Origin of the sequence: Kribbella sp. CCNWLW201 (assembly GCF_037203805.1) — a bacterium.
Taxonomy (GTDB): Bacteria; Actinomycetota; Actinomycetes; order Propionibacteriales; family Kribbellaceae; genus Kribbella.
In genome coordinates this window covers 399,511-426,258 of record NZ_JBBCBQ010000009.1, presented here as the reverse complement: position 1 = coordinate 426,258, position 26,748 = coordinate 399,511, and the positions used below count along the sequence as shown (strand labels likewise).

24 protein-coding genes are annotated in these 26,748 nt (G+C 68.5%); 18 read left to right on the top strand and 6 right to left on the bottom strand.

All coding sequences use genetic code 11. The features are described 5' to 3' along the window. Positions 1-46: 46 nt before the first annotated feature. Positions 47-1,066 carry a LacI family DNA-binding transcriptional regulator gene (locus tag V9K99_RS32620; protein ID WP_337005612.1) on the top strand — a complete coding sequence of 340 codons (1,020 nt, stop codon included), beginning with the start codon at positions 47-49 and terminating at the stop codon, positions 1,064-1,066. Beyond that, complete coding sequence (locus tag V9K99_RS32615; RefSeq protein ID WP_337005614.1) at positions 1,063-2,439, top strand: mannitol dehydrogenase family protein; 1,377 nt, start codon at positions 1,063-1,065, stop codon at positions 2,437-2,439. The genes V9K99_RS32620 and V9K99_RS32615 overlap by 4 nt, the downstream gene beginning before the upstream one ends. Here V9K99_RS32615 and V9K99_RS32610 read toward each other — a convergent pair. Together V9K99_RS32610 and V9K99_RS32605 are read right to left on the bottom strand one after the other, a co-directional pair. After that, on the bottom strand, positions 2,420-4,000 hold the full coding sequence (locus V9K99_RS32610) for a right-handed parallel beta-helix repeat-containing protein (RefSeq protein WP_337005616.1): 1,581 nt from the start codon (positions 3,998-4,000) through the stop codon (positions 2,420-2,422). The two genes, V9K99_RS32615 and V9K99_RS32610, sit on opposite strands and share 20 nt — an antisense overlap. A 173-nt stretch (positions 4,001-4,173) precedes the next feature. Further along, entirely contained in the window at positions 4,174-5,862 is a 1,689-nt protein-coding gene (locus V9K99_RS32605; protein WP_337005617.1) for a right-handed parallel beta-helix repeat-containing protein, read from the bottom strand. Between the two features lie 82 nt (positions 5,863-5,944). Between V9K99_RS32605 and V9K99_RS32600 the strand changes: the two genes are divergently transcribed. The 5 genes from V9K99_RS32600 to V9K99_RS32580 are packed head-to-tail and all read left to right on the top strand — an operon-like array spanning position 5,945 to position 10,025. Continuing rightward, entirely contained in the window at positions 5,945-7,168 is a 1,224-nt protein-coding gene (locus tag V9K99_RS32600) for a glycosyltransferase (protein WP_337323610.1), read from the top strand. Between the two features lie 13 nt (positions 7,169-7,181). Continuing rightward, positions 7,182-7,682 carry an adenylyltransferase/cytidyltransferase family protein gene (locus tag V9K99_RS32595; RefSeq protein WP_337323609.1) on the top strand — a complete coding sequence of 167 codons (501 nt, stop codon included), beginning with the start codon at positions 7,182-7,184 and terminating at the stop codon, positions 7,680-7,682. Further along, positions 7,679-8,422, top strand: coding sequence for a CDP-alcohol phosphatidyltransferase family protein (locus V9K99_RS32590; RefSeq protein WP_337005621.1), 744 nt, complete (start codon positions 7,679-7,681; stop codon positions 8,420-8,422). Before V9K99_RS32595 ends, V9K99_RS32590 begins: the two co-directional genes overlap by 4 nt. After that, positions 8,422-8,838: an adenylyltransferase/cytidyltransferase family protein gene (locus V9K99_RS32585; RefSeq protein ID WP_337005623.1), complete on the top strand. Its 417-nt coding sequence runs from the start codon at positions 8,422-8,424 to the stop codon at positions 8,836-8,838. Before V9K99_RS32590 ends, V9K99_RS32585 begins: the two co-directional genes overlap by 1 nt. Next, positions 8,838-10,025 (top strand): glycosyltransferase family 4 protein, encoded by a 1,188-nt coding sequence (locus V9K99_RS32580; protein ID WP_337005624.1) that lies wholly within the window; start codon positions 8,838-8,840, stop codon positions 10,023-10,025. The genes V9K99_RS32585 and V9K99_RS32580 overlap by 1 nt, the downstream gene beginning before the upstream one ends. 782 nt (positions 10,026-10,807) lie before the next feature. On the opposite strand, the gene nadA is transcribed toward V9K99_RS32580, so the two are convergent. Next, positions 10,808-11,998 (bottom strand): quinolinate synthase NadA, encoded by a 1,191-nt coding sequence (gene nadA, locus V9K99_RS32575; RefSeq protein ID WP_443137122.1) that lies wholly within the window; start codon positions 11,996-11,998, stop codon positions 10,808-10,810. Positions 11,999-12,071: 73 nt separating this feature from the next. Between nadA and V9K99_RS32570 the strand changes: the two genes are divergently transcribed. The 8 genes from V9K99_RS32570 (at position 12,072) to V9K99_RS32535 (ending at position 20,693) form a co-directional block, all read left to right on the top strand. Further along, positions 12,072-12,650, top strand: coding sequence for a nucleotidyltransferase family protein (locus tag V9K99_RS32570; protein ID WP_337005628.1), 579 nt, complete (start codon positions 12,072-12,074; stop codon positions 12,648-12,650). A gap of 38 nt (positions 12,651-12,688) precedes the next feature. Beyond that, positions 12,689-13,564 carry an AAA family ATPase gene (locus V9K99_RS32565; RefSeq protein WP_337005630.1) on the top strand — a complete coding sequence of 292 codons (876 nt, stop codon included), beginning with the start codon at positions 12,689-12,691 and terminating at the stop codon, positions 13,562-13,564. Positions 13,565-13,571: 7 nt separating this feature from the next. Then, positions 13,572-14,663, top strand: coding sequence for a vWA domain-containing protein (locus tag V9K99_RS32560; RefSeq protein ID WP_337005632.1), 1,092 nt, complete (start codon positions 13,572-13,574; stop codon positions 14,661-14,663). Further along, positions 14,656-15,771, top strand: coding sequence for an XdhC/CoxI family protein (locus V9K99_RS32555; RefSeq protein WP_337005634.1), 1,116 nt, complete (start codon positions 14,656-14,658; stop codon positions 15,769-15,771). Before V9K99_RS32560 ends, V9K99_RS32555 begins: the two co-directional genes overlap by 8 nt. Before the next feature lie 119 nt (positions 15,772-15,890). After that, positions 15,891-16,358, top strand: a complete 468-nt coding sequence (locus V9K99_RS32550) for a (2Fe-2S)-binding protein (RefSeq protein WP_337005636.1) — start codon at positions 15,891-15,893, stop codon at positions 16,356-16,358. Then, positions 16,355-18,754: a xanthine dehydrogenase family protein molybdopterin-binding subunit gene (locus V9K99_RS32545; protein ID WP_337005637.1), complete on the top strand. Its 2,400-nt coding sequence runs from the start codon at positions 16,355-16,357 to the stop codon at positions 18,752-18,754. The genes V9K99_RS32550 and V9K99_RS32545 overlap by 4 nt, the downstream gene beginning before the upstream one ends. After that, on the top strand, positions 18,751-19,605 hold the full coding sequence (locus V9K99_RS32540) for an FAD binding domain-containing protein (protein ID WP_337005638.1): 855 nt from the start codon (positions 18,751-18,753) through the stop codon (positions 19,603-19,605). The genes V9K99_RS32545 and V9K99_RS32540 overlap by 4 nt, the downstream gene beginning before the upstream one ends. A gap of 44 nt (positions 19,606-19,649) precedes the next feature. Further along, the gene (locus V9K99_RS32535; protein WP_337005639.1) at positions 19,650-20,693 is read left to right on the top strand and encodes an SRPBCC family protein; all 1,044 of its coding nucleotides are present in this window, start codon (positions 19,650-19,652) and stop codon (positions 20,691-20,693) included. On the opposite strand, the gene nfi is transcribed toward V9K99_RS32535, so the two are convergent. Both nfi and V9K99_RS32525 read right to left on the bottom strand, forming a co-directional pair. Then, positions 20,679-21,332, bottom strand: coding sequence for a deoxyribonuclease V (nfi, locus tag V9K99_RS32530; RefSeq protein ID WP_337005641.1), 654 nt, complete (start codon positions 21,330-21,332; stop codon positions 20,679-20,681). The genes V9K99_RS32535 and nfi overlap by 15 nt on opposite strands. 589 nt (positions 21,333-21,921) lie before the next feature. After that, positions 21,922-22,359 (bottom strand): VOC family protein, encoded by a 438-nt coding sequence (locus tag V9K99_RS32525; protein WP_337005643.1) that lies wholly within the window; start codon positions 22,357-22,359, stop codon positions 21,922-21,924. 114 nt (positions 22,360-22,473) lie between these two features. Between V9K99_RS32525 and V9K99_RS32520 the strand changes: the two genes are divergently transcribed. Further along, complete coding sequence (locus V9K99_RS32520; protein WP_337005645.1) at positions 22,474-23,568, top strand: glycerate kinase family protein; 1,095 nt, start codon at positions 22,474-22,476, stop codon at positions 23,566-23,568. Positions 23,569-23,856: 288 nt separating this feature from the next. Continuing rightward, complete coding sequence (erpA, locus tag V9K99_RS32515) at positions 23,857-24,213, top strand: iron-sulfur cluster insertion protein ErpA (protein WP_337005647.1); 357 nt, start codon at positions 23,857-23,859, stop codon at positions 24,211-24,213. A 79-nt stretch (positions 24,214-24,292) separates the two neighbouring features. Here the strand turns inward: erpA and V9K99_RS32510 are convergent, their stop codons facing one another. Then, positions 24,293-25,819 carry an MFS transporter gene (locus V9K99_RS32510; protein WP_337005649.1) on the bottom strand — a complete coding sequence of 509 codons (1,527 nt, stop codon included), beginning with the start codon at positions 25,817-25,819 and terminating at the stop codon, positions 24,293-24,295. A gap of 101 nt (positions 25,820-25,920) precedes the next feature. Between V9K99_RS32510 and V9K99_RS32505 the strand changes: the two genes are divergently transcribed. Then, on the top strand, positions 25,921-26,631 hold the full coding sequence (locus V9K99_RS32505; RefSeq protein ID WP_337005651.1) for a TetR/AcrR family transcriptional regulator: 711 nt from the start codon (positions 25,921-25,923) through the stop codon (positions 26,629-26,631). The last annotated feature ends 117 nt before the right edge of the window (positions 26,632-26,748 follow it).

Here is a 26,748-nt window from a genome sequence, read left to right as displayed (position 1 = left end):
TGGTGAAACCGATTGCAGACTCAACCCTGACCCCGAGGAGGTGACCATGCCTGCGACGATCCGTGACGTGGCGCGGCTGGCGGGCGTGTCACCGTCCACCGTGTCCCGTGCGCTCTCGATGCCCGAGATGGTCAACGCCGCGACCCGGGCCCGGGTCGCCGCCGCGGTCGAGCAGCTCGGCTACCAGCCGAACCGGGCCGCCCGCGGCCTGATCACCGGCCGGACCGGCAACATCGGCCTGGTCGTGCCCGACCTCGCCAACCCGTTCTTCGCCAGCGTTGCCAAGGGCGTCCAGGCCCGCGCCCGCCGGTACGACGTGGCCGTCTTCGTCGCGGACACCGACGAGGACGCGGCGGCCGAGGTCGGCCTGGTGCGCGCACTGGCCAAACAGGTCGACGGGCTGATCCTGTGCTCACCCCGTGCGGGCGATGCCGACCTGTCCGCGATCGCCCAGGAGACGAACGTCGTACTGGTCAACCGGACGGCCGAGGGTGTGCCCGGTGTCATCTACGACAACGAGGAAGGGATGCAGCAGGCGGTCGCCCACCTGGTGGCGCTCGGCCATCGCAAGATCGCCTGGGTCGGTGGACCGGTCACCTCGTGGTCGACGCAGCACCGCAGCATCGGCCTCAGCAACGCCCTCTACGACCACGGGGCCGAGTTGGCCCGGGTCGGCAGCTTCGCGCCGACGTACGAGGGTGGCATCGCGGCCGCGGACCAAGCGGTCGCGACCGGTGCCACCGCGGTGGTTGCCTACAACGACCTGGTCGCGATCGGGCTGCTGGCCCGGTTGCACGCACGGGGGATCTCGGTGCCCGGCGACCTCAGCGTGGTCGGTATCGACGACATCGCCATGTCCCGGATGGCCAGGCCCGCCCTGACCACGGTCCGGCTGCCGAAACAGGAAGCCGGCCGGATCGCGGTCGAGCTGCTGCTGGCCGTCCTCGACGACCCCGATCCGGACACCGCCATCGGCACCCGCGGCACTCTGCACGGTGAGCTCATCGTCCGGGAGTCCACGGGGCCAGCACCAGAACCATCCGAAGGAAAGAAGGTCGTCGCTTGAGCAGGCTGAGTCTCACCAATCTCCCCGTCGCGCCCGCGGTCGATCCGCGGCAACTGTCGGTCGGCATCGTCCACCTCGGGCTGGGCGCGTTCCACCGGGCGCACCAGGCGGTGGTCACTGAGCGGGCCGCCGTGGTCAGTGGCGACACTCGTTGGGGGATCAGCGGGGTGAGCCAGCGCTCGGCGACGGTCCGCGATCAACTCGCGCCCCAGGACGGTCTGTACGCCGTACTCGAGCGAGGGCTGGGTGATCCGTCGGTGCAGGTGATCGGGAGCATCCGCGAGGTGCTGACCGCTCCCGAGGACCCGGAGGCGGTGGTCGCGCGGATCGCGGATCCGGCCGTGTCCGTGGTGACATTGACGGTGACGGAGAAGGGCTACCGGGCGGCCGGGACCGGGCTCGATCTCGACGATCCGGAGATCCAGGCGGACCTGACCGGTCGCCTGCCGCGGACGGTCGTCGGCCAGTTGGCGGCCGGCCTCGCCCGCCGGGACGAGCCGCTGACGATCGTGTCCTGCGACAACCTGGTTGCCAACGGCCCCTTCTTGCGCAAGCTGGTGGGGGAGTACTTCGAGGCGCTCGGCAAGGTGCCCGACGTGTTCGAGGCGACCCGTTTCCCGGCCAGCATGGTGGACCGGATCGTGCCGGCGACGACCGATGCCGACCGCGACGAGGCCGCGCGGCTGCTCGGCGTACGGGACGAAGCGGTCGTGGTCGCGGAGCCGTTCCTGCAATGGGTGATCGAGGACGACTTCGCCGGCGACCGCCCGGCGTGGGAACGGGCCGGCGCCGTACTCACCCAGGACGTCGCCCCCTGGGAGCAGGCCAAGCTCCGGATGCTCAATGCCACCCACTCGATGCTCGCCTACCTCGGCGCGCTCCGCGGCTACGAGACGATCGCCGAAGCGGTCCGCGACGACGAACTCGCCGCCCTCGCACATCAGTTGATGAAGGAAGACGTCGTACCGACCCTCACTCCGCCGGACGGCCTGGATCTCACCGCGTACGGCGCCACCGTGCTGGAGCGCTTCGCCAACCCAGCGTTGAAGCACCGTACGACGCAGGTCGCCATGGACGGCTCGGTCAAGTTGCCGGTCCGGATGCTCGGCACGGTCCGCGACCGCCTGGCCGCCGGTGCCGAGCCCAAGGTGATCTCGTTGGCCGTCGCGGCCTGGATGGTCTACGTGCTGAAGACCTCGAGCCTGGACGACCCGCAGGCGGACCGGCTGAAGGCAGCCGTCGCAGGCGCCTCCGAGCCGGCCGCTGTGGTCGACGCACTCCTGGGAGTGGACTCGGTCTTCACGCCGGGGCTGCGCGACTCAACGGTCTTCCGCGAGTTGCTGGTCGAGCACGTCAGCGCACTCGCGACCTGACCATGAAGGTGCTGCCGGCATCCTGGCCGGTCTTGCGCCATTCGGTCGCCGTGTACCACTGGCCGGTCCGCTGGAACCGGTCGGTGGTGAGGCTGTCGAGGATGTAGGAGTTGGCCTTCAGGGTCACCTCGCCGGCTGGGATGACGGCACCGGAGTTCTGCACCATCCCGGTCGCGGTGGTCCCGCCCTTCATGGTCACCTGATTGCCGGAGACAACGATGTCGCGGAGCAGGTTCTGTCCCCACGGGCCGGAGCCGCGGGTCCGGGACTGGATCGAGATGCCGTTCACATTGTTGGCGACCACGTTGTCGCGGACCTGCACGTTCGAGGACGTGTTGACGTTGATCCCGCCGCCGTCCCAGAGCGACGTACCGGATCCGCGGCCGGTGCCGAGGCCGTTGCCGGTGATCACGTTGTCCTCGATCGTGCCGTTGCGGCCGATCTCGTAGCGGATCCCGTCGGCCGCGTTGTCGACGATCTGGTTGGCGTTGAAGGTGCGGCCGTCGTCGTACGCGTCACTCCACAGCCCGACACCGCGGTTGGCCTTGATCAGGTTGCCGGTCACCCAGCCGCCGTTGGACCAGGTGGTCTTGATCCCACCGGACTCCCAGTCGGCGATCCAGAAACCGTCGGTGTTGTTGTAGCTCACCTCGTTGGCCGAGATGGTGCCGTTCAGCGTGCTGTACTGCCCGACGCCGAGCTGACCGTTGTGGTGGATCAGGTTCTTCTCGAGTACGGCGCCGTCGGCGTTGACCAGCATCGCCCCGACCGCGTGGTTCCAGCGGATGTCGTTGGCGTACACCTTCCAGCCGAGCCCGAGCTGGATCGCACCAACCTGCGGTGGCGTGGCGAAGTGCTCGATCGTCAGGCCACGCACGGTGACCGCGTTCGCACTGGACTGGATCGCGGTGGCGGTCTTCGACATCTCCACCGACCGCCCGGCCGGGTTGTCGCCCAGGTAGACCGCGTTCGCGGCATAGTCGGCGTAGAAGGTGCCGGGAGCAACCTTGTCGCGGGCGGCCACCCGGGTCAGGTGCTTCCCGTCCAGGAAGACCTGCTCACGCAGGTAGCAGATGTTCGCGACGTTGTCCTCACACTGACCGGTCTGCCCGTACGGCGGCGGCAGTACGCCCGTGGTCACCCAGTCACCGTTGGACGCCGCCCACTTCGTCAGCTTGACCGATCCGGTCAGTACGGCGCCCTGGTCGCTGGCCAGCACTTGGTTGGCCTTCGGGCGGATGGTCTGGCTGATTCGATGCAGGCCGGCGGTGAAGCAGAACGTCGTACCGTTCGGCGCGTCGTCGACGATCTTTGCCGCGTCCTGATCGGGCTTGATCGTGACGCCCGTGCAGGCGGGCGCCTGTGACGGTCCGGCCTGCAGAGCACCCGTGGGGACGGTGGGCGGGGTGGGAGTCGACGGCTCGTCGTCCGGGAGGATGCCAGAGATCAGCACCGGATCGTCAGCGTCCAGAACGGGCGAACCCTGGGCCGGCAGCGTCGTCCCGGCCAGGGCAATGATGCCTGCTGCAACGATCGCGACGACTGCGGTTGGTGTCTTCACTGCGGGAGCCTCCGGGGGCACAGGTGGGTCCTGAGCGCACCCCCCATGGCGCGGCTTCGCACAGCAGATTACTACTTCAGGTAGCTATTGCAACACTCTCCGGTAGAAAAAGTTGCATTCGGCATCGATCGCGGAGGGTGACCTCGGTAGCGAACGGTAATTGCCTGGGACAATCAGTTCAGCAGGAAGCTGCCGAGTGCGTCCAAGCCCGCCTTCCGCCAGCCGTCCGCGGTCAGCTTGGTGCCGAACCGGGCGAACCGCTGCGCGCCGAGCGCGTCCAGTACGTACTTGTTGCCGCTGAACACGACCTCGCCGGCCGGCACCTCGGCGCCGGAGTTCTTCACCATGCCGGTGCTCTGGCTGCCGCCGGTCATCTCGACCGTGTTCCCGGTGACCTGGATGTCGCGCAGCAGGTACGTGCCCCACGGGCCGGTGCCGCGGGTCCGGGACTGGATCGTCACACCATTGACGTTGCCGGACACAACGTTGTTGCGGACCGTCACTCCGCTGGAGGTGTTGATGTTGATCCCGCCGCCGTCCCACAGCGACGTACCCGAGCCGCGTCCGGTGCCGAAGCCGTTGCCGCTGATCGTGTTGTTCTCGATCGTGCCGTTGCGGCTGATCTCGTAGCGGATCCCGTCGGCGGCGTTGCCGAGGATCTTGTTGCCGCTGATCACCCGGCCGTCGTCGGCCACGTCGGCCCACATCCCGACGCCCTTGTTGGCCTTGATCAGGTTGCCGCTGACGGTGCCGGACGACCGGGTCGACTTGATCCCGCCGGACTCCCAGTCGGCGATCCAGAAGCCGTCGGTGTTGTTGCCGGTGATCACGTTGCGGGTCACGGTCGCCGCGGCTGAGCTGTACTGGCCGAGGCCGAGCTGGCCGTTGTTGCGGATCAGGTTCTTCTCGACTCGGGTCTTGTTCGCCTTGACCAGCATCACGCCGACGGCGTGGTTCCAGCGGACGTCGTTCGCGGTCACCTTCCAGCCCGGGCCGGAGACCAGCGCGCCCGCCTGCGGTGCGCTGGCGAAGTGCTCGATGGTCAGACCGCGGACGACCACGCCGGTCGCGCCGGACTCGATCGCGGTCTTCGTCTTCGACATCTCCACCGCGCGCCCGGCCGGGTTGCTGCCGAGGTGGATCGCGTTCGCGGCGTAGTCGGCGTAGAAGGTGCCGGCCTTGACCGCGGCCAGGCTCGCCACCCGAGTCAGGTGCTCACCGTCCACGAAGACCTGCTCGCGCAGGTGGCAGATGTTCGCCTTGTTGTCCTCACACTGCCCGCTCATCCCGTACGCCGCCGGGAGCGCCCCACGCACCACCCAGGTGGCGCCGGACTTCGCCCAGCCGGTCAGCGGTACGGATCCGGTCAGTACGGCGCGGTCCTCGCTGGCCAGCGTGGTGCCCGCCTTCGGCCGGATCGTCTCGGTGATGCGGTGCAGGCCGGCCGCGAAGCAGAACGTCGTACCGGCCGGCTTGGAGTTCACGATCGACTGCGCGTTCTGGCCGGGCTTGATCACCACGCCGCTGCACGGTCCTGCGAGGGCCGGGCCGGCGTCGGTCTCGTCCGCGGTCGCGACGGTCGGCGCCTTGGTGGTCGTGGGGGCGGTGGTCGGCTTCGGCGTGGTGGAGGCGGGCGCTGGTTTCTTCGAGGGCACGGTGGTGGCGGTCGCCTTGGGCGGAACGGTCGCGACCGGGGTCTTGGAGGCACGGTCGGAGGGGAGTACGCCGGAAGTCGTCGGGTCGCTGACATCGCGTGACTTTGCCGCGGTTGTGGCGTTCTTCTGGTTGGCGATGACCGGAAGCGCGACTGTAACGACGGCGAGCGCAGCCGCGATGAGCGCTGCGAACCACAACTTCCTCAATGCACCCTCCGGGGTGTGCGGCGCACCGGCCCGGGAAGTCCTCGGAACCAGGTGTAGCCACCGCGAGACTTAAGGTAGTGCCATGCGGGTCGCCATGTTGCACAACCGTTACCGGACCGGTCAACCCAGCGGCGAGAACACCGTTGTCGCGCAAACGGTTGATTTGTTGCGTAACTCAGGACATGACATCGACCTGTACGTCCGGAACAGCGACGATATCGCCGAGATGGGCCGGAAAGATCGCGCTCTGTTACCGTTCCGCTCCGTTTGGTCATTTTCGGCCGAACGCGATTTAACACATCTATTGCAGGACCAGCGGCCCGATGTGGTGCACGTTCACAACACCTTCCCGCTGTTCAGTGCGTCCGTACTGCGCGCGGCGTACCGGCTGAACCTTCCAGTGGTGGCGACGCTGCACAACTTCCGGCTGATGTGTGCCAACGCGGTGCTGCAGCGGGACGGGCGGCCGTGCGAATCCTGCGTCGGCAGGCTTCCGTTGGCCGGCGTACGGCACAGCTGTTATCGCGAGTCCCGGGTGCAGACGTTGCCGTTGGCGACCAGCATCGGCGTACACAACAAGCTCCACACCTGGCAGCGGTACGTCACCACGCTGGTCGCGCCCTCGGAGTTCGTCCGAGAGCGGTACGTCGCCGGTGGCTTCGACCCCGACCAGATCGTGGTGAAGCCGCACGCCGTACCGCATTCCGGTGCCGTCCGCGAAGGGGCGGGGGATGCGGTGGTGTTCCTCGGCCGGCTGGTGGAGGACAAGGGGTTCGCGGATCTGCTGGAGGCCTGGGATTCCTCGCTCGGGAAGCTGGTCGTGATCGGTGACGGACCGCTGCGCGCCGAGGCGGAGGCCCGGGCGGCCCGAGACCTGTCTGTTCAGGTGAAAGGTCAACTACCGTGGGCCGAAGGCATGGAACTGCTGCGGTCCGCGCGAGTCGCCGTCGTACCGGCGCGTTCGTATGAGACCTTCGGACTCGTGGTGGTGGAGGCGTTCGCGCACGGCGTGCCCGTGGTCGCGTCCCGGTTGGGCGCGCTGGCGGAGTTGGTGGATGACGGTGAGACCGGGGCACTGACCGAGCCCGGCGACCCGGAAGGGCTGCGAAAGGCCCTCGGGTTGGTGACAGATCCCGTCACTTCGGTAGCCTTCGGCGAACGAGCCCGACAGGTCTACCTCGACCGCTTCACCCCGGAGCGAGACCTGGTGGCCACGGAGAGGATCTATACCGATGCGATCGCCCGGCACGCGGACGGCGGCCGGACCCGCCGGGGACGCCGGGCGGGCCGTGAGCGCGACGCATGACGCTGGGCGGGCTGTGAGCACAAGGTATAAGGTCGGCGAGACCGTGCGGGGGCACGTGGGGGACGATCGTTTGCTGGGGGACAACAAAGTGTCGCGAGTCGGGTTTCTGGCCGGGGTCTTCGACCTCTTCCACGTCGGGCATCTCGACGTGCTCGGACGGGCCGGACAGGCGTGCGACCGGCTGGTGGTGGGCGTGCTGACCGACGACTGGGCGTTGGACGCCTGGGGCGCGCGGCCGTTCGTGCCGCTGGTCGAGCGGGCCCAGATCCTCGAGCACCTGCGCTGTGTCGACGAGGTCGTCGTGGTGGACGACGTACGGTCCGAGTGGCTGACCGGCGTCCTGGGGGTCCAGACCGTGTTCGCTGCCAGTGGTACCGACGGCGTGCTCGGCGTCGACGAGCTCGACGGGATTCCGGGCGAGCTGGTCAGCGTCCTGCCGGCCGGCCGCGGTTCCCGCAGCCCGATCCTCCGCGCCGCAATCGACCAGCGCCAGTCCCGCAGCTCAGTGGCATGACAGTGCTTTTGACCGGGCTGCGGGAGACGGTCGGGGAATTGTCGCGGGCGCAGAAGCCGTCGGCGGGTACGCCGGCGTATTCGCGGTTCGTCAACCGTCGTATCGGCCGGGTGTTCGCCGCTGCTGCCTTCCTGGGTCGGCGCACGCCGAACCAGGTGAGCCTTGCGTCCGGCTTCTGCTCGCTGGTGGGGATCGTGCTGATCGCGACCGTTCGGCCGTCGGTCACGCTCGCGCTGGTGGTGACCGCGCTGCTGGTGCTCGGGTACGGCCTCGACTCCGCGGACGGTCAGCTGGCCCGGCTGCGCGGTGGTGGATCGCCGCTGGGCGAGTGGCTCGACCACATGATCGACTCGGTCAAGATCGTCTTGCTGCACAGCGCCGTACTGATCTCCTTCTACCACTTCGATGCCTTCAGCAACGAGTTGGTGCTGCTCGTGCCACTCGCCTATGTCTGCGTGTCGGCGGTGATGTTCTTCGGGCTGATCCTGATCGACCAGCTGCGCCGGCGGCACGGCGGTGCGCAGAAGCCCAACGAGCGTGGCGATTCCGTGGTCAAGTCGTTGCTGATCGCACCGACCGACTACGGCGTACTGTGCCTGGTCTTCCTCACCTTCGCCTGGCCGTCGCTGTTCGCCGTCCTGTACGGCGCCCTGCTCGCGGCCAACCTGGTCTTCCTGGCGGCGGCGATCGCCAAGTGGTACCGGGAGATGGCGTTGCTGGTGCCGGAGGTGCGCGGCTGATGGGCGTGGTCGGGTACGCACCCGGTGTGTACGACATGTTCCACATCGGTCACCTGAACATCCTGCGCCGGGCCCGTGAGTACTGCGACCACCTGATCGCCGGTGTGGTCGAGGACGATGTGGTGACCCGGATCAAGGGCCGGCCGCCGGTGGTGCCGCACGACGAGCGGATGGAGGTCGTCCGGGCTCTCGGCTTGGTCGACGAGGTGGTCAGCGACTGGTCCAGCGACAAGTTCGAGATGTGGAAGCAGCTCCGGTACGACGTTCTCTTCAAGGGTGACGATTGGAAGGGCACCGAGAAGGGGACAAGACTGGAGAGGCTGCTCGGGGAGGTCGGCGCCAGCGTGCACTACTTCCCGTACACGGCCTCCACCTCGAGCACGGATCTACGGAGGTTGCTGGAGGGGATGGGCTGATGTCGACCCGGCCGAAGGTCCTGCTCAGCGCGTACGCGTGCCGGCCCAAGGGCGGGTCGGAGCCGGGTGCGGGCTGGGCCTGGGCGAAGGCAGCCGCCCGCGACCACGACGTGTGGCTGCTGACCCGTGGCAAGTTCGCGCACGAGATCGCCGAGGAACTGGCGATCCGGCCGGTTCCGTCGCTGACCGTCGTACCGCTGGAACTGCCCAAATGGGTGCTTCGGCTGCGTCGACGGCCGTCGGACGTGTACTGGTACTACCCGCTCTGGCAGGGGCTGGCTCGCCGTACGGCGCGACGGTTGCATGAGGAGCACTCGTTCGACGTGATCCACCACCTGACCTTCGCCGTCGACTGGATGTCGGCCGGCGTGGTCGAGGAGTCCTCCGCCAAGGTCATCTGGGGCCCGGTCGGCGGATCGACCACGGCACCATTGTCGATGGCGCACTGGCTCGGGCCGCGTGGTTTGGTGGCCGAGCTGGTACGGCGTACCTACACAGGAATCCGGCGTCATCTGACTGGGCGGAAGGTTGCCCAGCGCGCGGACCTGATGGTTGCTCAGAACAACGATGTGGCCGAGGTGTTCCGGAAGTACGCCCGGGAGATCGTGGTCCAGCCGAACGTCGCGATCCGGCGCTTCACCGCCTCCGGTCCTTATGAACCGTTCGGTGCCCCGGGCATCAAGACCGCGTTGTTCGTCGGCCGGCTGATCCCGTGGAAGGGTGTGCTGCTCGGGATCAGTGCGCTGGCGCGCCCGGAAGCCGCGAACTGGGAGCTGCGGATCATCGGCGACGGCCCCGACTGGGGTCGCGCCGAGCGGCTCGCGGAGGAGCTGGGCGTCCGCGACCGGGTCGAGTTCATGGGTGCGTTGCCGCGCGACGACGTCCTGGCCGCGATGTTCCGCGCCGACGCCTTGCTCGCCCCGGCGCTGCGTGAGGCCGCGGGCTGGGCCGTGACCGAGGCCCTGGCCTCAGGCTGCCCGGTGGTCTGCATCGACCGCGGCGGCCCGTCCGTCATCGTCGGCCCAGGCGAAGGCGTCGCCGTCTCCTGGAAAGGCGACGTAGTCGGCGAACTAGCCCGCGGCCTCGCCTCCCTCCAAGGCCGCATCACCCCGGTAGACCGCTGGGGCCCCGACCGCCTCCCCGAAATCCTCGCCGCTTGGTATGCCCCAGCCCGCGTCTCCCACTAACCAGACAACTGTGGTGTCGCTGCTCCGGGCTGCTTGATGGTGCTGGTCGTGGTGGTGTGCGTCAAGGGCGCCTCTGGCGTCCCTGCGGGAGCTTCGCCCCTTGACCCACGCCACCACGACCAGGGAAGGACGCAGCTATCCCGGAGCTGCTCACCCGAGTGGTCACGCTCCCCGGGGTGGATCCGGTGGGCGGGCCTGGATCCGGGGGGATTTGGTGCAATCGGCTGACCTTGAACACCTTCCGGGGACCTCGGACATCTGACCAGGTGTCCGAGGTCCCCGCCCGGTGTACGAGGTCCCGGCTTTAACGCGGATTGACCACCATCCGGCCGAGACTGTCCGGATCCCGGGATTCCTGGCCCGGTCGGTCGCCGAGTCGTGGATCTATGTCGTCGCCCGGCTGGATCTGGAGCAGCGATCCACGACTCGGCGAACCCTTTGCCCGAAGCACCGATCCACGACACCACACAGGGCCGACCCCACGAACGGGGTTCACCTGGACCGACCAGGTCCTCGACTGTTCGGGCTGCTCTTCTCGCGGGATCCGGTTAGCTGCGGCCTTCCCTGGTCGGGGTGGTGTGGGTCAAGGGGCGAAGCTCCCGCAGGGACGCCGAAGGCGCCCTTGACGCACACCGCCCCGACTAGCACCATCACGCAGCGGAGACCGCGAAACCACGACCCGTCTCCCCAACAAACCAACCCGCACCCAAACCACCGGCAGAACCCCACGCAGCGTGAGCCAACCCAGCCGATCACGTCGGCTCGGTGGACTGCCGCCGTACCTAGTCCCGAGCGGTTTTACCCGGGAGGGCCAGCATTCGGTCGAGGGCCAGTTTGGCGTACTTTTCGGTGTCGGCGTCGACCTTGATCGGGTTGACGACGTGGCCGGCGACGAGGTTCTCCAGGGCCCAGACGAAGTGCGGCAGGTCGATGCGGTTCATGGTGGCGCAGTAGCAGACCGTCTTGTCGAGGAAGACGATGTTCTTGTCGGTGTGCTGCTTGGCCAGCCGCTGGACCAGGTTGAGCTCGGTGCCGACGGCCCACGACGTACCGGGCTCGGCCGCTTCGAGGGTCTGGATGATGTACTCCGTCGAGCCGACCAGGTCCGCCTTGGTGACGACCTCGTGCTGGCACTCGGGGTGGACGATGACGTTGACGCCTGGGACCCGGGCCCGTACGTCGTCGACCGAGGCGGCGGTGAACCGGCCGTGGACCGAGCAGTGCCCGCGCCACAGGATCATCTTCGCCGCAGCCAGCTGCTCGCGGGTCAGGCCGCCACCCGGCTTGTGCGGGTCGTACACCACGCAGTCGTCCAGGCTCAGGCCCATCTTCAGTACGGCGGTGTTGCGGCCGAGGTGCTGGTCGGGCAGGAACAACACCTTCTCGCCGTGCTCGAAGGCCCATTCGAGCGCGGTGTCCGCGTTGCTCGACGTACACACGGCGCCGCCGTTGCGGCCGCAGAACGCCTTGATGTCGGCGCTGGAGTTCATGTAAGTGACGGGCACGGTCACGTCGGCGACACCCGCGTCGGCGAGTGCGTCCCAGGCGGCCTCGACCTGCTGGATCCGGGCCATGTCGGCCATCGAGCAACCGGCCGCGAGGTCCGGCAGGATCACCGTCTGCGCGTCGTTGGTGAGGATGTCGGCGGACTCGGCCATGAAGTGCACACCGCAGAACACGATGTACGGCGCGTCCGGCCGGGCCGCCGCGTCCCGGGCCAGCTTGAACGAGTCCCCGGTGACGTCGGCGAACTGGATCACCTCGTCGCGCTGGTAGTGGTGACCGAGCACGAACACCTGGTCACTGAGCGCGGCCTTCGCCTTCAGCGCCCGCTCGACCAGGTCCGGGTCGGAGGCCGGCGGCAGCGCCCCAGGGCACTCGACACCCCGCTCCGAGTGAGGGTCGGTGTTCTGTCCCAGGAACAGCAGAGGAAGAGCCTTCGGGCCATCCGCAAAAGTCGTCACGTCAAACATCGTGCCACGTCGCGCCCCCGCCGCCGCGTGGTACACGTCACTGCCCAGACTGTGAAATCGCTACTCTCCGAGAGTGAAGATCGCAGGACTCCTCCTGGCCGCCGGCGCCGGCCACCGGATGGGCACCCCCAAAGCCCTCATCCGAGACCCCTCCGGTACGCCGTGGGTCGTCCGCAGCTCACGCCTGCTCGTTGCCGCCGGTTGCTCTCCGGTAGTCGTCGTGATCGGCGCTTCGGCCAAGCAGGTAGCAGCCGAGCTGACCTCCGAGCCGGTCGAGGTAGTCGAGGCACCGGACTGGGAGGAGGGAATGGGCGCCTCCCTCCGAGCGGGTCTCAAGGCCCTCCATGACGTTGAGGCTGTGGTCGTCGTGCCTGTGGACGTCCCCGGTCTGACCGTCGACGTGCTTCGGCGGGTGTCGGTTCAAGCCGACCGGACGGCTCTTGCTCGGGCGGTCTACCACGGGGCTCCGGGGCACCCCGTCGTACTCGGGCGTGATCACTGGGATGGCGTGATAGCTACGTCAGTAGGGGACCAGGGCGCCCGCGCTTACCTCAAGGAGCGCCCGCCGGTGGAGGTCGAGTGTGGGGACCTCTCTGACGGCGCGGATGTGGACACGGTCGAGGACCTGCCGGAGGGGCATCGGTTCGGCTGAGCCTTGGCAACCCGGGCGTGCCGGGTGATGCTGAGCAGATGAACGCCGTCGGCTCCGCGGCGGAGCTTGCTGAGCGTCTGCGCGGTACCGGGTATCTCGCCGACGACGGCTTGGCCACGGTCGGCTATCTCGCGCTCGCCCTGCACCGCCCGCTGCTGCTCGAGGGCGAACCAGGCACCGGCAAGACCTCCCTCGCCGCTGCGATCGCCGAAGCGCTCGGGCTCCAGCTGATCCGCCTGCAGTGCTACGAGGGCATCGACGCGACCCAAGCGCTCTACGACTGGGACTTCCCGCGCCAGATCCTGCACCTGCGCACCGTCGAGGCGACCAGCTCCTCTGCTGATCTCGAGGACGTCGAGAAGTCTCTGTTCGACGAGCGGTTCCTGCTCGCCCGCCCGGTGTTGCGAGCGCTCCGGGAGAGTCCCGCCGTACTGCTGGTGGACGAGATCGACCGGGCCGACGACGAGTTCGAAGCGTTCCTGCTCGAGGTGCTGTCGACGCATGAGGTGACGATCCCGGAGCTCGGCACGATCACCGCCGAGGTCCCGCCGATCGTCGTGCTGACCTCGAACCGGACGCGCGAGGTCCACGACGCACTGAAGCGTCGCTGCCTCTACCACTGGATCGACCATCCCGGTCTGGCCCGTGAGGTCGAGATCGTGCGCACCCGGCTGCCGGAGGTGTCCCAGCGGCTGGCCGAACAGGTGGCGCGGTCGGTCCAGCGGATGCGCGACCTCGACCTGCTCAAGCCGCCGGGCGTCGCGGAGACTCTCGACTGGGCGCGTGCACTCGACGCGCTCGGCACGGACACACTGGACGTCGCGGCTGCGGCTGCGACGCTGGGCGCAGTACTCAAGTACCGGGAGGACACAGACCGGGTGCGGGAGTCGCTGGACCGGTTGCTGGCGAGCTGAGTGGACCATGACTGCACCAGACCTCGCGTTGGCCGGTTTCGCCTCCGCACTCCGGCACGCGGGTCTGGCTGTCACTGCCGACCGCGTCCACCTGTTCCTGCGAGCTGTCGCCGCGCTGGACGCTGCTGCCACCGCTGACGTCTACTGGGCCGGCAGGGCCGCTCTGTGCAGTGGACCTGACGACACTGCGCGGTACGACGAGGTGTTCGCTGTCTGGTTCTCCGGCGAACGCCAGGGCCGAGTTGGTCGCCGTACGGCGTCGACGACAGTGCAGGCAGCCTTGGACGTCGATGACACTGCCGAAGGTGAGGACAGCGACCGCTCGGTCAACGTGTCCGCGAGTACGACGGAAGTCCTGCGCCACCGTGACGTCGCCGAACTGTCTGCAAGCGACCGGGCCGAGTTGGCGAGGCTGTTCGGCACACTGCGCCCACGGATCCCGGTCCGTCGTACCTCACGGCGCCGTCCGTCGCACCGAGGTGACATCGACCCGCGGCGAACGTTGCGAGCTCAGTTACGTCAGGTCGGCGAGCCCGCCCGAGTCCTCTACCGCCGACGCGGCACCCGACCGCGTCGCGTCGTACTGCTCGTCGATGTGTCCGGGTCGATGCGCCCGTACGCCGACAGTCTGCTGCGACTCGCTCACACACTCGTCAGGGCTGCACCGCGATCGGTGGAGGTCTTCACCATCGGCACTCGGCTGACTCGAGTGACACCGGCACTGCGGCACCGCGACCCCGAGTTCGCGTTGCGGCTCGCGGGTGACGTCGTACCGGACTGGTCGGGCGGTACCCGACTCGGCGAGGTGCTGAAGGTGTTCCTGGACCGCTGGGGTCAGCGCGGCACTGCGCGGCGGGCGGTCGTAGTGGTGTGCAGTGACGGGTGGGAGCGCGGGGACGCGTCGCTGCTCGGCGCTCAGTTGGAGCGGCTGGCCGGTCTGGCGCACCGGGTCGTCTGGCTGAACCCGCATCGCGGCAAGCCCGGGTATATGCCGGTGCAGGCCGGGATCGTTGCCGTACTGCCTCACGTCGACGACCTCGTCGCGGGGCACAGCCTGGCCAGCTTCGCGGATCTTCTGGAGGTGGTGGCCGATGCGTGACGTGCTCGAGCGGTTGCTGGAGTGGTGGAGCGCGGGGGAGTCGGTTGCCGTGGGCACCGTTGTGGCGACGTTCGAGTCGGCCCCGCGACCGCCTGGTGCGGTGATGCTGGTCGGACCCGGCGGCGAGGCGGTCGGCAGCGTCTCCGGTGGGTGCGTCGAGGGCGCGGTCTACCAACTCGGCGAGGAGATCCTGGAGTCTGGCGAACCAGTGCTCCAGCGGTACGGCGTGAGCGACGAGTCGGCCTTCGCGGTCGGACTCACCTGTGGCGGCATCATCGACATCTTCGTGGAGCGCGTGGACAGGACGTCGTACCCCTGGCTGGCCGAGGTAGCCGAGGACATCGATGCCGGCCGCCCGGTCGCGGTCGCAACAGTCGTCGCCCACCCAGACCCGACCCGCCTCGGCCGCCGACTGGTGGTGCGCCCAGAGGGGACGGTCGGGAGTTTGGGGTCGGAGCGGGCGGATGATGCGGTGACGGATGACGCGCGGGGGTTGCTGGCGGCTGGGCGGACGGAGACGTTGGAGTACGGGCCGGATGGGCAGCGGCGTGGTGAGGGGATGCGGGTGTTCGTGTCGTCGTACGCGCCGGTGCCGCGGCTGCTGGTCTTCGGTGCGATCGACTTCGCGGCGGCGGTGGCGAAGCTCGGTGCGTTCCTTGGTTATCGGGTGACGGTGTGCGATGCGCGTGGAGTGTTCGCGACGTCCTCGCGGTTCCCGTCTGCGGACGAAGTGATCGTCGACTGGCCGCATCGGTATCTCGCGGCCGAAGCCGCGGCCGGGCGGATCGACGGGCGGACCGTGATCTGCGTGCTCACCCACGACCCGAAGTTCGACGTACCGCTGCTCGAGGTCGCGCTGCGGCTGCCCGAACTCGCCTACATCGGCGCGATGGGCTCACGCCGTACCCACGACGACCGGCTGAAGCGCCTCCGCGAGGCCGGCCTCACCGAACCCGAGATCGCCCGCCTGGCCAGCCCGATCGGCCTCGACCTCGGCGCCCGTACCCCGGAGGAAACCGCCGTCAGCATCGCCGCCGAAATCATCGCCCTCCGCTGGGGCGGCGCCGGCACCCGCCTCTCCACCCACCCCGGCCCAATCCACCACTGACCACCCCACCGAGTTGGCCGCCGCTGCTGGGTGGGAGGGGCGGTGGTCGATCTCTTGTGGTGTGGATCACGTGGGAGCAGGATCGGTTGGAGGTGGGTGCCTACTTCTGGAGGCGGGCGATGACCCGGATCACGGTGCAAGTCGACGGAAGCAGCTACACGGACGACGTGGAGCCGCGCACGCTGCTGGTGCAATACCTGCGCGAGCAGCTGGGGAAGACGGGGACAGTGGTCGGCTGCGACACCGGGAACTGCGGTGCGTGCACGGTCCACCTCGACGGGCGAAGTGTGAAGTCCTGCTCGCTGCTCGCGGTGCAGGCCGACGGGCACGAGGTGACCACGATCGAGGGCCTCTCGACCAACGGGCAACTGCATCCCATGCAGCAGGCGTACCACGAGAACCACGCCCTGCAGTGCGGCTTCTGCACGCCCGGCATGATCATGCAATCCATCGATCTGATTGCCGACAATCCGAATCCGACCGAGGACGAGATCCGGCTCGGGCTCGAGGGCAACCTCTGCCGCTGCACCGGCTATCAGAACATCGTCCGTGCCGTTCAGGCCGCGGCCGCCGGAGGTGCGCAATGACCGCCACCCAGGAGCGCCCGGCTGCCGAGGTCGGCAGTCCGCGCCGGCGCAAGGAGGACGCCCGGCTGATCACCGGCCGGACCCGCTGGACCGACAACGTCGTACTGCCCGGCATGCTGCACCTCGCGATGGTGCGCAGCCCGTTCGCACACGCGCGGATCACCGGTGTCGACACCGAGTCCGCACGAGCGGCTACCGGCGTGGTCGCCGTACTGACCGGCGCCGATCTCGCGGAAGAGCAGGGCGGGTTGCCGTTCGCGTGGACCGCGACACCTGAACAGGTCCAGCCGGACCACCCGTCCATCGCCGTCGACACGGTGAACTTCGCCGGTGAGATCGTCGCCGTCGTGATCGCCCGGTCCGCAGCCGAGGCATGCGACGCGGCCGACCTGGTCGACGTGGACTACGAGGAGCTTCCGGCCGCGCTCGACCTGAAGGCGGCCGCCGCCGACGAGGTGCTCGCGCATCCCGGTCTCGGCACCAACGTGTCCGCCACGTTCGTCTACGACTCGGCCGAGGCCGGTCACGGCGGCGATGTCGAGGCCGCGATCACGGCGGCGCGCGACGGCGGCATCGTGATCGAGCGTGAGTTCCGCCAGCAGCGGCTGATCCCGGCGTTCATGGAACCGCGGTCGATTGTCGTCGATCCGACCAGCGAACAACTCACCGTGTGGGACTCGACCCAGGTACCGCACTTCGTGAAGATCTTCCTCGCACTGGTCCTCGGCATCCCGGAGCACAAGATCCGCGTGATCGCCCCGGACGTCGGCGGCGGCTTCGGCGGCAAACTGCAGTTCACGCCGGAGGAAGTGCTCACGGTCATCGCGGCGCGTCGTACCGGAAAGCCCTGTAAATACAGCGAAACCAGGTCGGAGTCGCTGATGGCGGCCCACCACGGCCGCGACCAGTGGCAGAAGGTCACCCTCGCCGCCGACCGCGACGGCAACGTCACCGGCCTCAAGGTCGACTTGCTCGCCAACATGGGTGCGTACCTGGGCCTTGTCTCAGCAGGCGTCCCGATCCTCGGCGCGCTGATGTACAACGGCATCTACAAGTTCCCGTCGTACCGGCTGACCTGCACGAACGTCTTCACCAACAAGACCTGGACGGACGCCTACCGCGGCGCCGGCCGGCCGGAAGCGACGTTCGCGGTCGAGCGGATGATGGACGAGCTCGCGGTCGAGGTCGGCGTCGACCCGCTGGAGATCCGGGAGCGGAACTGGATCAAGCACGACGAGTTCCCGTTCCCGACCGTGTCCGGGCTGCAGTACGACTCCGGCAACTACGAGGCCGCGACGGCCAAAGCGCGCGAGCTCTTCCGGTACGACGATCTGCGCAAGGAACAATCCGATCGTCGACAATCCGGCGATCCGGTCCAGCTCGGCATCGGCGTCTCGACGTACACCGAGATGTGCGGGCTGGCGCCCTCGCGCTGGCTCGGCTCGATGGGGTACGTCGGTGGTGGCTGGGAACACGCGTCGATCCGGATGTTGCCGACCGGCAAGGTCGAAGTGATCACCGGGACGAGCCCGCACGGCCAGGGGCACGAGACGGCCTGGAGTCAGCTGGTCGCCGATCGGCTCGGAGTCGCGTTCGAGGACGTCGAAGTACTGCACGGCGACACGCAGGTCGCCGGGCGCGGACTGGACACGTACGGATCGCGATCGCTCACGGTCGGCGGGATGGCCGTGCTCGCCGCGGCCGACAAGGTGATCGAGAAGGCGAAACCGATCGCGGCCCAGTTGCTCGAGGCGAACGCGGACGACCTCGAGTTCAACTCCGGCCGGTTCGGAGTGCGCGGTACCGAGTCGGGGATGACCCTGGGGGAGTTGGCGTTCGCGGTGTTCCAGGGGCACAAGCTCGACGGCGGTGCGGAGCGGTCGCTCGACGCGGACGCGACGTTGGAGCCGGACGACTTCTCGTTCCCGCATGGCACGCACCTGTGCGCGGTCGAGGTCGACACGGAAACCGGTGCCACGACGATCCGGTCGTACGTGAGCGTTGACGACGTTGGGATTGTCGTCAATCCACTGATCGTCGAGGGCCAGGTGCATGGCGGTATCGCGCAAGGCATCGCGCAGGCGCTGTACGAGGAAGCGGTGCACGACGACTCCGGCACGCTAGTGACCGGATCGTTCGACCAGTACCTGGTGCCGGGGGCGCCCGATCTGCCGACGCTGGAGACGGCACGCACCGAGACCCCGGCGACCACGAACCAGCTGGGTGTGAAGGGTGTCGGCGAGGCGGGCACGATCGCCTCGACTCCGGCCGTCGTCAACGCCGTGATCGACGCGGTCCGGCATCTCGGCGTATCGGACATTCAGATGCCGTGTACGCCGTACCGGGTCTGGAAAGCCCTCCAGTCAGGGACTCAGCAGGGAGGGGCGGAGTCATGATCCCCGCAGCCTTTGAGTACTTCGCGCCGACCTCGGTCGACGAGGCGGTGTCGTTGCTGCGCGAGCACACCGACGCCAAGGTGCTGGCCGGCGGTCAGAGCCTGATGCCCGTACTGCGGCTGCGGTTGGCGGCGCCGACGTCGATTGTTGACATTGGGAAAGTCGACGAACTGCGCGGCGTCCGCGATGACGGGGACGCGCTGGTGATCGGTGCGATGACACCGCACAGCACAGTCCAGTCCGATCCGCTGATCAGCGAGCACGCGAAGCTGATTTCGTTGGCCACGGCAACGATTGCGGATCCGCAGGTGCGGCACCGCGGCACGTTCGGCGGTTCGCTGGCCCACGCCGATCCGGCCGGGGACCTGCCGGCGGTCGCGGTCGCGCTGGACGCGTCGTTCGTGATCGCGGGCCCGGACGGCCGTCGTACCGTTGCCGCCGGCGATTTCTTCCAAGGCGTCTTCAGTACGGCGCTCGCCGAGGACGAACTGCTGGTCGAGGTACGGGTGCCGAAGTACACCGGTTGGGGCGCGCACTACGAGAAGTTCAACCGGGTCGCGCAGCAATGGTCGATCGTCGCCGTCGCGGCCGCGGTCCGGCTGGACGGGGACTCGATCGCGGAGGCGCGGGTCGCGCTCACCAACATGGGCTCGACACCGATCCGGGCGATCGCGGTCGAGGACGCGCTGATCGGCCGGCCCGCGACCGCCGAGGCCGTCCGCGAAGCCGCGGCCCGGGCGGCCGACGGGACGTCACCGGCGACCGATCTCAACGGCGACGCCGAGTACCGCCGGCACCTGGCCTCGGTGCTCACCCGGCGCGCGGTGCTGGCCGCGGCAGGTACCGGATGAAGGCTTGCGAAATGCGCTGGATGAAGGCTTGCGGAAGGTAGTGGATGAAGCTCGAGCACAAGTTCGTCGTACCGACTCCGGTCGAGCAGGCGTGGGCCGCGTTCAACGACCTCGAACGGGTGGTGCCGTGTTTCCCCGGCGCCACCCTGACGTCGTACGACGGGGACGAGTTCTCCGGGACGTGCAAGGTCAAGCTCGGCCCGGTGTCGCTGCAGTACGCCGGCACCGGGACATTCGTCGAACGCGACCCGGCCGACCATCACGCGGTGGTCGAGGCCAAGGGCAAGGATCGCCGCGGCAACAGTACGGCGTCCGTCCGGGTCATCGCCCACCTCGACGCCTCAGGTGAAACAGCCACGGCGGTCACCGTCGAAACCGACCTGACCGTCACCGGCCGCCCCGCCCAATTCGGCCGAGGCCTGATCCAAGACGTCTCCGACCACCTCCTAGCCCAGTTCGTAACCTGCCTAACCACAACCCTCACCACCCACCCCCCAACCCCCGAACCCATCCCCACCCCCGCATCCACCCCACCCTCGTCCGGTCCCACCCCCGCGTCCCCCTCACCCAGCACAGCCGAGCCCGCCTCCGTTCCCGCATCCACCCCGCCCACTGCAACCGAGCCCGGTCCGGTCCCCGCGTCCACTTCACCCGGCGCAGCCGCTTCCGCATCCGCCGCATCCGCCGCATCCGCCGCATCGGAGCCCTCCGTCTCCGCCACGCTCGCGTCGCCCGCCGGACCCGTCAGTCCTGCCGGTCCCGCGACACCCGCCGGACCCGGAGGAGCCGTCGGCACCGCAGTACCTGCCGGTGGGGCTTCTCCCGCGCCTGCATCGACCGCGCCCACTGCCTCGGGATCTACTCCCTCGGGTCCCGCTGCCTCCAGCACACCCCGGGCTCCGGCAGAACCAGCGCCGCCAACTCCGCCGAGCCCACCAACGCCGCCGACCCCGCCAAGCGAGCCGTCAGCTGGGGCGTCCACGCTTGATCTAGGCGCGGCGCTTGTGCCGGCGCTTGCTCGTCGTCTCCGCCCTTACCTCATCGGCGCCGTACTCGCGCTCCTGATCCGCCGCCTACTCCGCCGCTGACAACGCCTGCCGACACAGGTGGTCAGCCGCCCGCGTCGTCTCCGGCAAGCGATACCGCGGCGTCAGGTGCAGCACATGCTGGACGGCGGTCGGGAGACTGACGCGATGCCCAATCGACACGTAGATCGGCTTCACCCCGTCCTGCGTCCGCAGTACCGCGCCGACAACCTCATTGTCGACAATCAGATCAGCCAACTCACCTCGAGCCGGCCCGGGCTCGGCATGCGTACCCACGAACGCCGTCTTCGCCGCCCCGATCGCCGGCAGCCCGGTCAACACCCCCAGATGACACGCGAGCCCGAACCGCCGCGGATGAGCCAACCCCTGCCCGTCACACACCAGCAGATCCGGCGTCGTCCTCAACTTCTCCAACGCCTCCATCAGCCCCGGAACCTCCCGGAACGCGAACAACCCAGGCACATAAGGAAACGTCGTCTCCCCGAGCACCACAGCCCGATCCACCTCCTCCAGCGTTTCGCAGTCGAGTACGACGACCGCAGCCGCCAACCGATCCCCGTCGTACGCGACGTCGAGCCCAGCGACGTACCGCGGTCGATCGCCGACATCCGTATTGTCGACAACCCCACGCAACTCTTCCTGAATCGCAACCGCCTCAGCAACGGTGGTAGGCCACTCCATCGAACGACCGTAGCTACGACTGCTCGAGTCGGGCAGGAGGGGTCGACACAGTCAGGAGGTCGACAGAGTTGGGAGCGCGACACAGTTAGTGCCGCCACGGAAGCTTGGGGTCGTGAACACGTGGATCCCGGCCGTCGCCGGATCCGCGGTGCCTGCCCGGTCTGGCCCGTCGGTCAACCCACGGCCTGGCCTGGCTGACCCCAACGCCGTTCAGTTCGTGCGCAGATCCGATGGCCAGGCGAGTCTCGAGATCCACCGCGCTATCCCGGCCGGCCAGGTTGAGGCACGGTGGCTTCAGCCGCGGTCGCTGGAGCGCCGTCGTGTCGTCGACTGTGGGAAGATTGCCGCGGCAAGCGGCTGCCGACGGCACGGTGGTCACAGTCGATGACGTACTCGGGGCAAACCCGCGACAGTGCGTTTCGCCGTCAACCAGGGGATCTGCCGTCCCGGATTACCTGCCCAACGAGGACGGGTCGACACAGCTGGGAGGACTCGGCCCCGTCTGGAGGGTCGACAGAGCTGGGGCATCGGCCCAGGCAGGTGGGGTGACGCGGAGGAGGGGCTGGCCCAGCTAGGAGGGGCGATGCGACTAGGAGGGCGACGGGGGTAGGAGGGGCGACAGGGCTAGGGCTGGTCCGGCGTTGGGTGGGCCGCCGGGGGGCCACTCGACTAGTTCGATGCGGTAGCCGTCGGGGTCGGTGAGCCAGGATGTTTTCGGGCCGTCGGGACCACCGGGGAGTTCCTCCGGGCCCGGTTTCAGGCCGGCCTCGGTCAGGCGCTGGATGGTGTCGCTCAACGAGTCGACCTCGATCGCGTAGTGCGCGAAGCCGCCGATCTCTACCGGTCCGTCGGCGGGCCGGTGCACGAGCTCGAGCGACACCGCCGGTTCGTCGGGAAGCTTCAGCCAGACCAGGCTGGATCCGTCGTCGAAGGGGACGGTGCCGAGTTCGGTGTAGCCGACAGCCCGGTAGAAGGCGAGCGAACGGTCGAGGTCACTCACGCGGTACGCGAAGAGGATTGTCTTCATGGCTGCCGATCCAACTGTCCGCGCCGAGACGAGTCAACCGACCCGGCCGCGTGGAGTGTCCGCGACGTGGCTCCCCGGCGGCAGGGGCGAGTGGATGTGGGAGAGGATGTCGGCATGCGAGTGCTGATTGCGCCGGACAAGTTCGCGGGAACCCTCACCGCCGTCGAGGCGGCGGCTGCCATCGAGGAAGGCTGGCGGCGGCGGGACCCCGACGCGGAGGTGCTGGTCGCGCCGATGGCCGACGGCGGCCCGGGGTTCATCGACGTACTGTCGGCCGTCGTCGACGGGACCCTGCTGTCGGTCACCGTACGCGGACCGCTCGGCGACGACACCCCCGCGACGGTGCTGCTCGCGGGCGAAACGGCGTACGTCGAAACCGCGCAGGCCTGCGGTCTGCACCTGGTCGAGCCGAAACAGCGGCGGCCGGAGGATGCGACGACGTACGGCGTGGGTCAGTTGATCGTGGCCGCGGTCGACGCCGGGGCGAAGCGGATCATCCTCGGGCTCGGCGGCTCCGGGACGAACGACGCGGGAGCGGGGCTGCTCGCCGCGTTGGGCGCGACTGCCGTCGGGGGCAGCCTGGACGCCGGAGCGGCGGGGCTCGCGACGCTGACCGAGGTCGATCTGGAGCCGGCGCGGACGCGGATGACCGGGATCGAGTTCGTCGCGGCCAGTGACGTGGAGAACCCGATGCTCGGACTGCGTGGTGCGACCAACGTGTTCGGCACGCAGAAGGGGATTGTCGACAATCGGAAACCTGAGGTCGACGGCTGGCTCACGCACTTCGCTGAGCTCGCGGACCGCAAGACCGCGGACCAGAAGGGCGCGGGGGCGGCCGGCGGACTCGGTTACGCGCTGTTGTTGCTCGGCGCCGAACGGGTGTCGGGGATCGACCTCGTCGCCGAGTTGACCGGGCTGAAGGAGAAGGCGTCGCGGGTCGATCTGGTGCTCAGCGGTGAGGGTGCCTTCGACTTCCAGTCGCGTGACGGCAAGGTGATCGCCGGCGTCGCGAAGGTGGCGAACGACGCGATGCGGCCGTGCGTCGTACTGGCCGGAAAGGTCCTGATCGGGTCCCGCGAGATGCGCACGATGGGCGTCGAGTCGGCGTACTCGCTGGTCGACGCGGTGGGGGAGGCGCAGGCGTTCGCCGATCCGCACGGTTCGCTGGCCGCGGTCGCGGAGCGTGTCGCCAAGACCTGGGCCCGCTGACTCCGTTCCGTACGGCGGAACGCTGAGAACCCCGGCCGTACGACGGAACGCCCGGAGCCCCGCTACGCCGGTACGACGCCTTTCGCCGTACGACGGCACGCGGGTGAGCGGTGACGTGACCGAATCGGCGTCCGGACAGCGAGGCAGGTAGTTGATCCGCGAAATTGGTGTGCGACCATGGGAATGGTTCCGGATCAGCGGTTGTTGGTGCGGAATGACAGCGGACTTTCCGCGCACGGTTGCCTGCCCACCAGCAGCCGGGCGCTCAAGAGATGACTGGAGTCAGGAATGACTGAAGCGCAGACCGAGCAGGCCGTGGCCACGGGTGTGATCCTCACCGACGGGGCCGCCGCCAAGGTGAAGGCGCTGCTCGAGCAGGAAGGCCGCGACGACCTCGCGCTGCGGGTCGCTGTGCAGCCGGGTGGTTGCTCCGGGCTGCGGTACCAGCTGTTCTTCGACGAGCGTCAGCTCGACGGCGACGTGGTGGCCGACTTCGACGGTGTGAGCGTCGTCACCGACCGGATGAGCGCGCCGTACCTGAAGGGCGCCTCGATCGACTTCGTCGACACCATCGAGAAGCAGGGCTTCACGATCGACAACCCGAACGCCACTGGCTCCTGCGCCTGCGGCGACTCGTTCAACTGATCTACCCGAAAGCCCCGCTCCCCAGTGACTGAGGAGCGGGGCTTTCGCATGCCCGAGCGGCGGTCGGCGGCGAGTGTTGTCAGTGAGCGGCGGTGTTCTCGCGGGCTCGCTTCGGGAGCAGCCAGGTGACCGCGAGGCTCACGACGAACATCCCGATCGCGACCAGCACCGTGTTCTTGGTGGCGCCGAGGAACGCGTGCTCCGGCAGCAGCTGGAAGAAGATCGTGCCGATCACCGCGACCCCGATCGCCCCGCCGAACTGCTGCATCGCGGTCAGTACGCCGGATGCCGAACCCGCGGCCTGGTCGTCGATGGAGGCCAGGATGATGTCGAACAGCGGCGCGAACACCATCCCGGCGCCGATCCCGGTGGCCAGGGTCGCCGGAACGAGATTCCAGATCGTCGTCGCATCGCCGTACGTGTGCAGGGTGAACCAGACGCCGCCCATCGCCAGCGTCATCACCGCGATGCCGAGCTGGAGCGCCGTGCGGCCGAGCTTCGGCGCGAGCAGTCCGCCGGACAGCGGCGCGCCGATCGCGATCCCGAGTGAGAACGGCACCATCGCGAGGCCGGCCTTCAGCGGGCTGTAGTGCAGGCCGAGCTGGGTGAACAGGTTGAACACCAGCATGAAACCGGACATCGCGAGGAAGAACGTGGTGATCACGCCGAGGCCGGCGACGTACCCGCGGCTGCGGAACAGCGACGGGTCGATGACCGGGTTCCCGGATCGGCGCTCGCGCCAGCCGAACAGTGCGAAGACCGGTACGGACGCGGTCAACATCAGGATTGTCCACAATGGCCAGCCGAGCTCACGGCCCTGGACGAGCGGGTAGATCAGCAGCCCGGATGCCAGGCTGACCAGGATCACGCCGGCCGCGTCGAGCCGGGAGGCGCCGGGTGTCTTCACCTCGGGCATGAAGCGGAGCGCGCCGAACAGGGCGAGAAGCCCGATCGGGAGGTTGATGAAGAAGATCATCCGCCAGCCCGCGTCGAACCAGTTCGCGTCGATGAGTACGCCGGCGATGATCGGGCCGGCGACTGCGGACAATCCCATCACCGGGCCGAACAGCGCGAACGCCTTGCCGATCTCGTCCGGTGGGAAGACCGCCTTCAGGATCGCGAAGCCCTGGGGGATCATCACTGCGCCGAGCAGACCCTGAGCGACCCGGCTGCCGATCAGTAGCTCGGGCGAGGTGGCGAACCCGCAGACCGCGGAGGCAACGGTGAAGCCGATCGCGCCGATCACGAACAGCCGGCGCCGCCCGACCAGGTCGCCGAGCCGGCCGAAACTGATCAGCCCGATCGCGAACGCCAGCGTGTAGCCGGCCAGCATCCACTGCATCGCGGACTCGGACCCGCCCAGCTCGGCCCGGATCGACGGTGCCGCAATGTTGACAATCGTCGCGTCGACAAGATCCATGATCTCGGCGACCAGCACGGTTGCCAGCACAATCCAGCGCCATCGGTACGGCGTACCGGTCAAGCCGGCCGGGTCCGGCGTACCCGCCGAGCCGGCCGTGTCCGGCGTGGCGGTCGTACCGGCCGAGTCCGGTGTGCTGGCTGGGCTGTCGGCGTCCAGCTCAGGTGGGGTGGTTGAGGTGCTCATCGGTGGCTCCCATGGGCGACTCGAACGGTGATCGTTGACGAACACTGTTCTACGCACGAACAGTGTTCCTGTCAAGTACGGTGTTCGCTACAGTGGGTGCCATGACACAGTCGCCGTGGCAGCCGATCACCCCCGCGAAGCCGGTTCGCCAGCCGAAGGAGCCGCTCACCCGGGACCGGATCGTCGACGCGGCCATGCGGCTACTGGTCGAGCAGGGCTACGACGCGATCTCCATGCGCAAGGTCGCGCAGATCCTCGGCACCGGACCGGCCTCGCTGTACGCGCACGTTGCGAACAAGAAGGAACTCGACCAGCTCCTCGTCGACCGCGCGGCGCAGGACATGAATCTCCCGGCGGAGCCGGATCCGGAGCGCTGGCAGGAGCAGCTGAAGGACGCAATGCGCGAGATGCTCCGCGTGATGCGAGCGAACCCCGGCGTTGCCCGGGCCGCGATCGGCCAGGTTCCGCTGGGGGAGCGGGCGCTGCTGAGCACCGAGCGAGTCCTCGGCATCCTCAAGGCCGGCAACCTCCCCGACCAGGCGGCTGCGTGGGCCGTCGACCTGATCCCCCTCTACGTCACCGCCGTCGCTTTCGAGGAGACCGTGCAAGGCGCGTCGGGGTGGACCAAGGAGGACGTCGAAGGTTTCGTCGCCGACCTCCGTGCCTACTTCGCGTCGTTGCCCGCCGACCGCTTTCCCCTGACCATCGCCCTGGCCGGCGCAATGACCGCAGGCGCCAGCGGCGACGGGCGCTTCGAATTCGGCATCACCGTGATCACTGCGGGTCTCGCCTCGCTGGCCGAACGTAGCTAACTGCCCTAAAGCAGCCCAATCCGAGTTGGTCCTTGCTGTTCACGATCGCACATGGTTAACCTTCGGATTGTCAACAAAACTACGACTTGGCCGGTGGAGTACGCCGCAGGCGTGAGG

Bases quoted from the DNA above. Each gene is read 5' to 3' on its own strand.
- V9K99_RS32620 (WP_337005612.1), top strand. From the start codon at position 47: ATGCCTGCGACGATCCGTGACGTGGCGCGGCTGGCGGGCGTGTCACCG.
- V9K99_RS32600 (WP_337323610.1), top strand. From the start codon at position 5,945: ATGCGGGTCGCCATGTTGCACAACCGTTACCGGACCGGTCAACCCAGC.
- V9K99_RS32590 (WP_337005621.1), top strand. From the start codon at position 7,679: ATGACAGTGCTTTTGACCGGGCTGCGGGAGACGGTCGGGGAATTGTCG.
- V9K99_RS32585 (WP_337005623.1), top strand. From the start codon at position 8,422: ATGGGCGTGGTCGGGTACGCACCCGGTGTGTACGACATGTTCCACATC.
- V9K99_RS32580 (WP_337005624.1), top strand. From the start codon at position 8,838: ATGTCGACCCGGCCGAAGGTCCTGCTCAGCGCGTACGCGTGCCGGCCC.
- nadA (WP_443137122.1), bottom strand. From the start codon at position 11,998: ATGTTTGACGTGACGACTTTTGCGGATGGCCCGAAGGCTCTTCCTCTG.
- V9K99_RS32565 (WP_337005630.1), top strand. From the start codon at position 12,689: ATGAACGCCGTCGGCTCCGCGGCGGAGCTTGCTGAGCGTCTGCGCGGT.
- V9K99_RS32560 (WP_337005632.1), top strand. From the start codon at position 13,572: ATGACTGCACCAGACCTCGCGTTGGCCGGTTTCGCCTCCGCACTCCGG.
- V9K99_RS32555 (WP_337005634.1), top strand. From the start codon at position 14,656: ATGCGTGACGTGCTCGAGCGGTTGCTGGAGTGGTGGAGCGCGGGGGAG.
- V9K99_RS32550 (WP_337005636.1), top strand. From the start codon at position 15,891: ATGACCCGGATCACGGTGCAAGTCGACGGAAGCAGCTACACGGACGAC.
- V9K99_RS32545 (WP_337005637.1), top strand. From the start codon at position 16,355: ATGACCGCCACCCAGGAGCGCCCGGCTGCCGAGGTCGGCAGTCCGCGC.
- V9K99_RS32540 (WP_337005638.1), top strand. From the start codon at position 18,751: ATGATCCCCGCAGCCTTTGAGTACTTCGCGCCGACCTCGGTCGACGAG.
- V9K99_RS32535 (WP_337005639.1), top strand. From the start codon at position 19,650: ATGAAGCTCGAGCACAAGTTCGTCGTACCGACTCCGGTCGAGCAGGCG.
- nfi (WP_337005641.1), bottom strand. From the start codon at position 21,332: ATGGAGTGGCCTACCACCGTTGCTGAGGCGGTTGCGATTCAGGAAGAG.
- V9K99_RS32525 (WP_337005643.1), bottom strand. From the start codon at position 22,359: ATGAAGACAATCCTCTTCGCGTACCGCGTGAGTGACCTCGACCGTTCG.
- V9K99_RS32520 (WP_337005645.1), top strand. From the start codon at position 22,474: ATGCGAGTGCTGATTGCGCCGGACAAGTTCGCGGGAACCCTCACCGCC.
- erpA (WP_337005647.1), top strand. From the start codon at position 23,857: ATGACTGAAGCGCAGACCGAGCAGGCCGTGGCCACGGGTGTGATCCTC.
- V9K99_RS32510 (WP_337005649.1), bottom strand. From the start codon at position 25,819: ATGAGCACCTCAACCACCCCACCTGAGCTGGACGCCGACAGCCCAGCC.
- V9K99_RS32505 (WP_337005651.1), top strand. From the start codon at position 25,921: ATGACACAGTCGCCGTGGCAGCCGATCACCCCCGCGAAGCCGGTTCGC.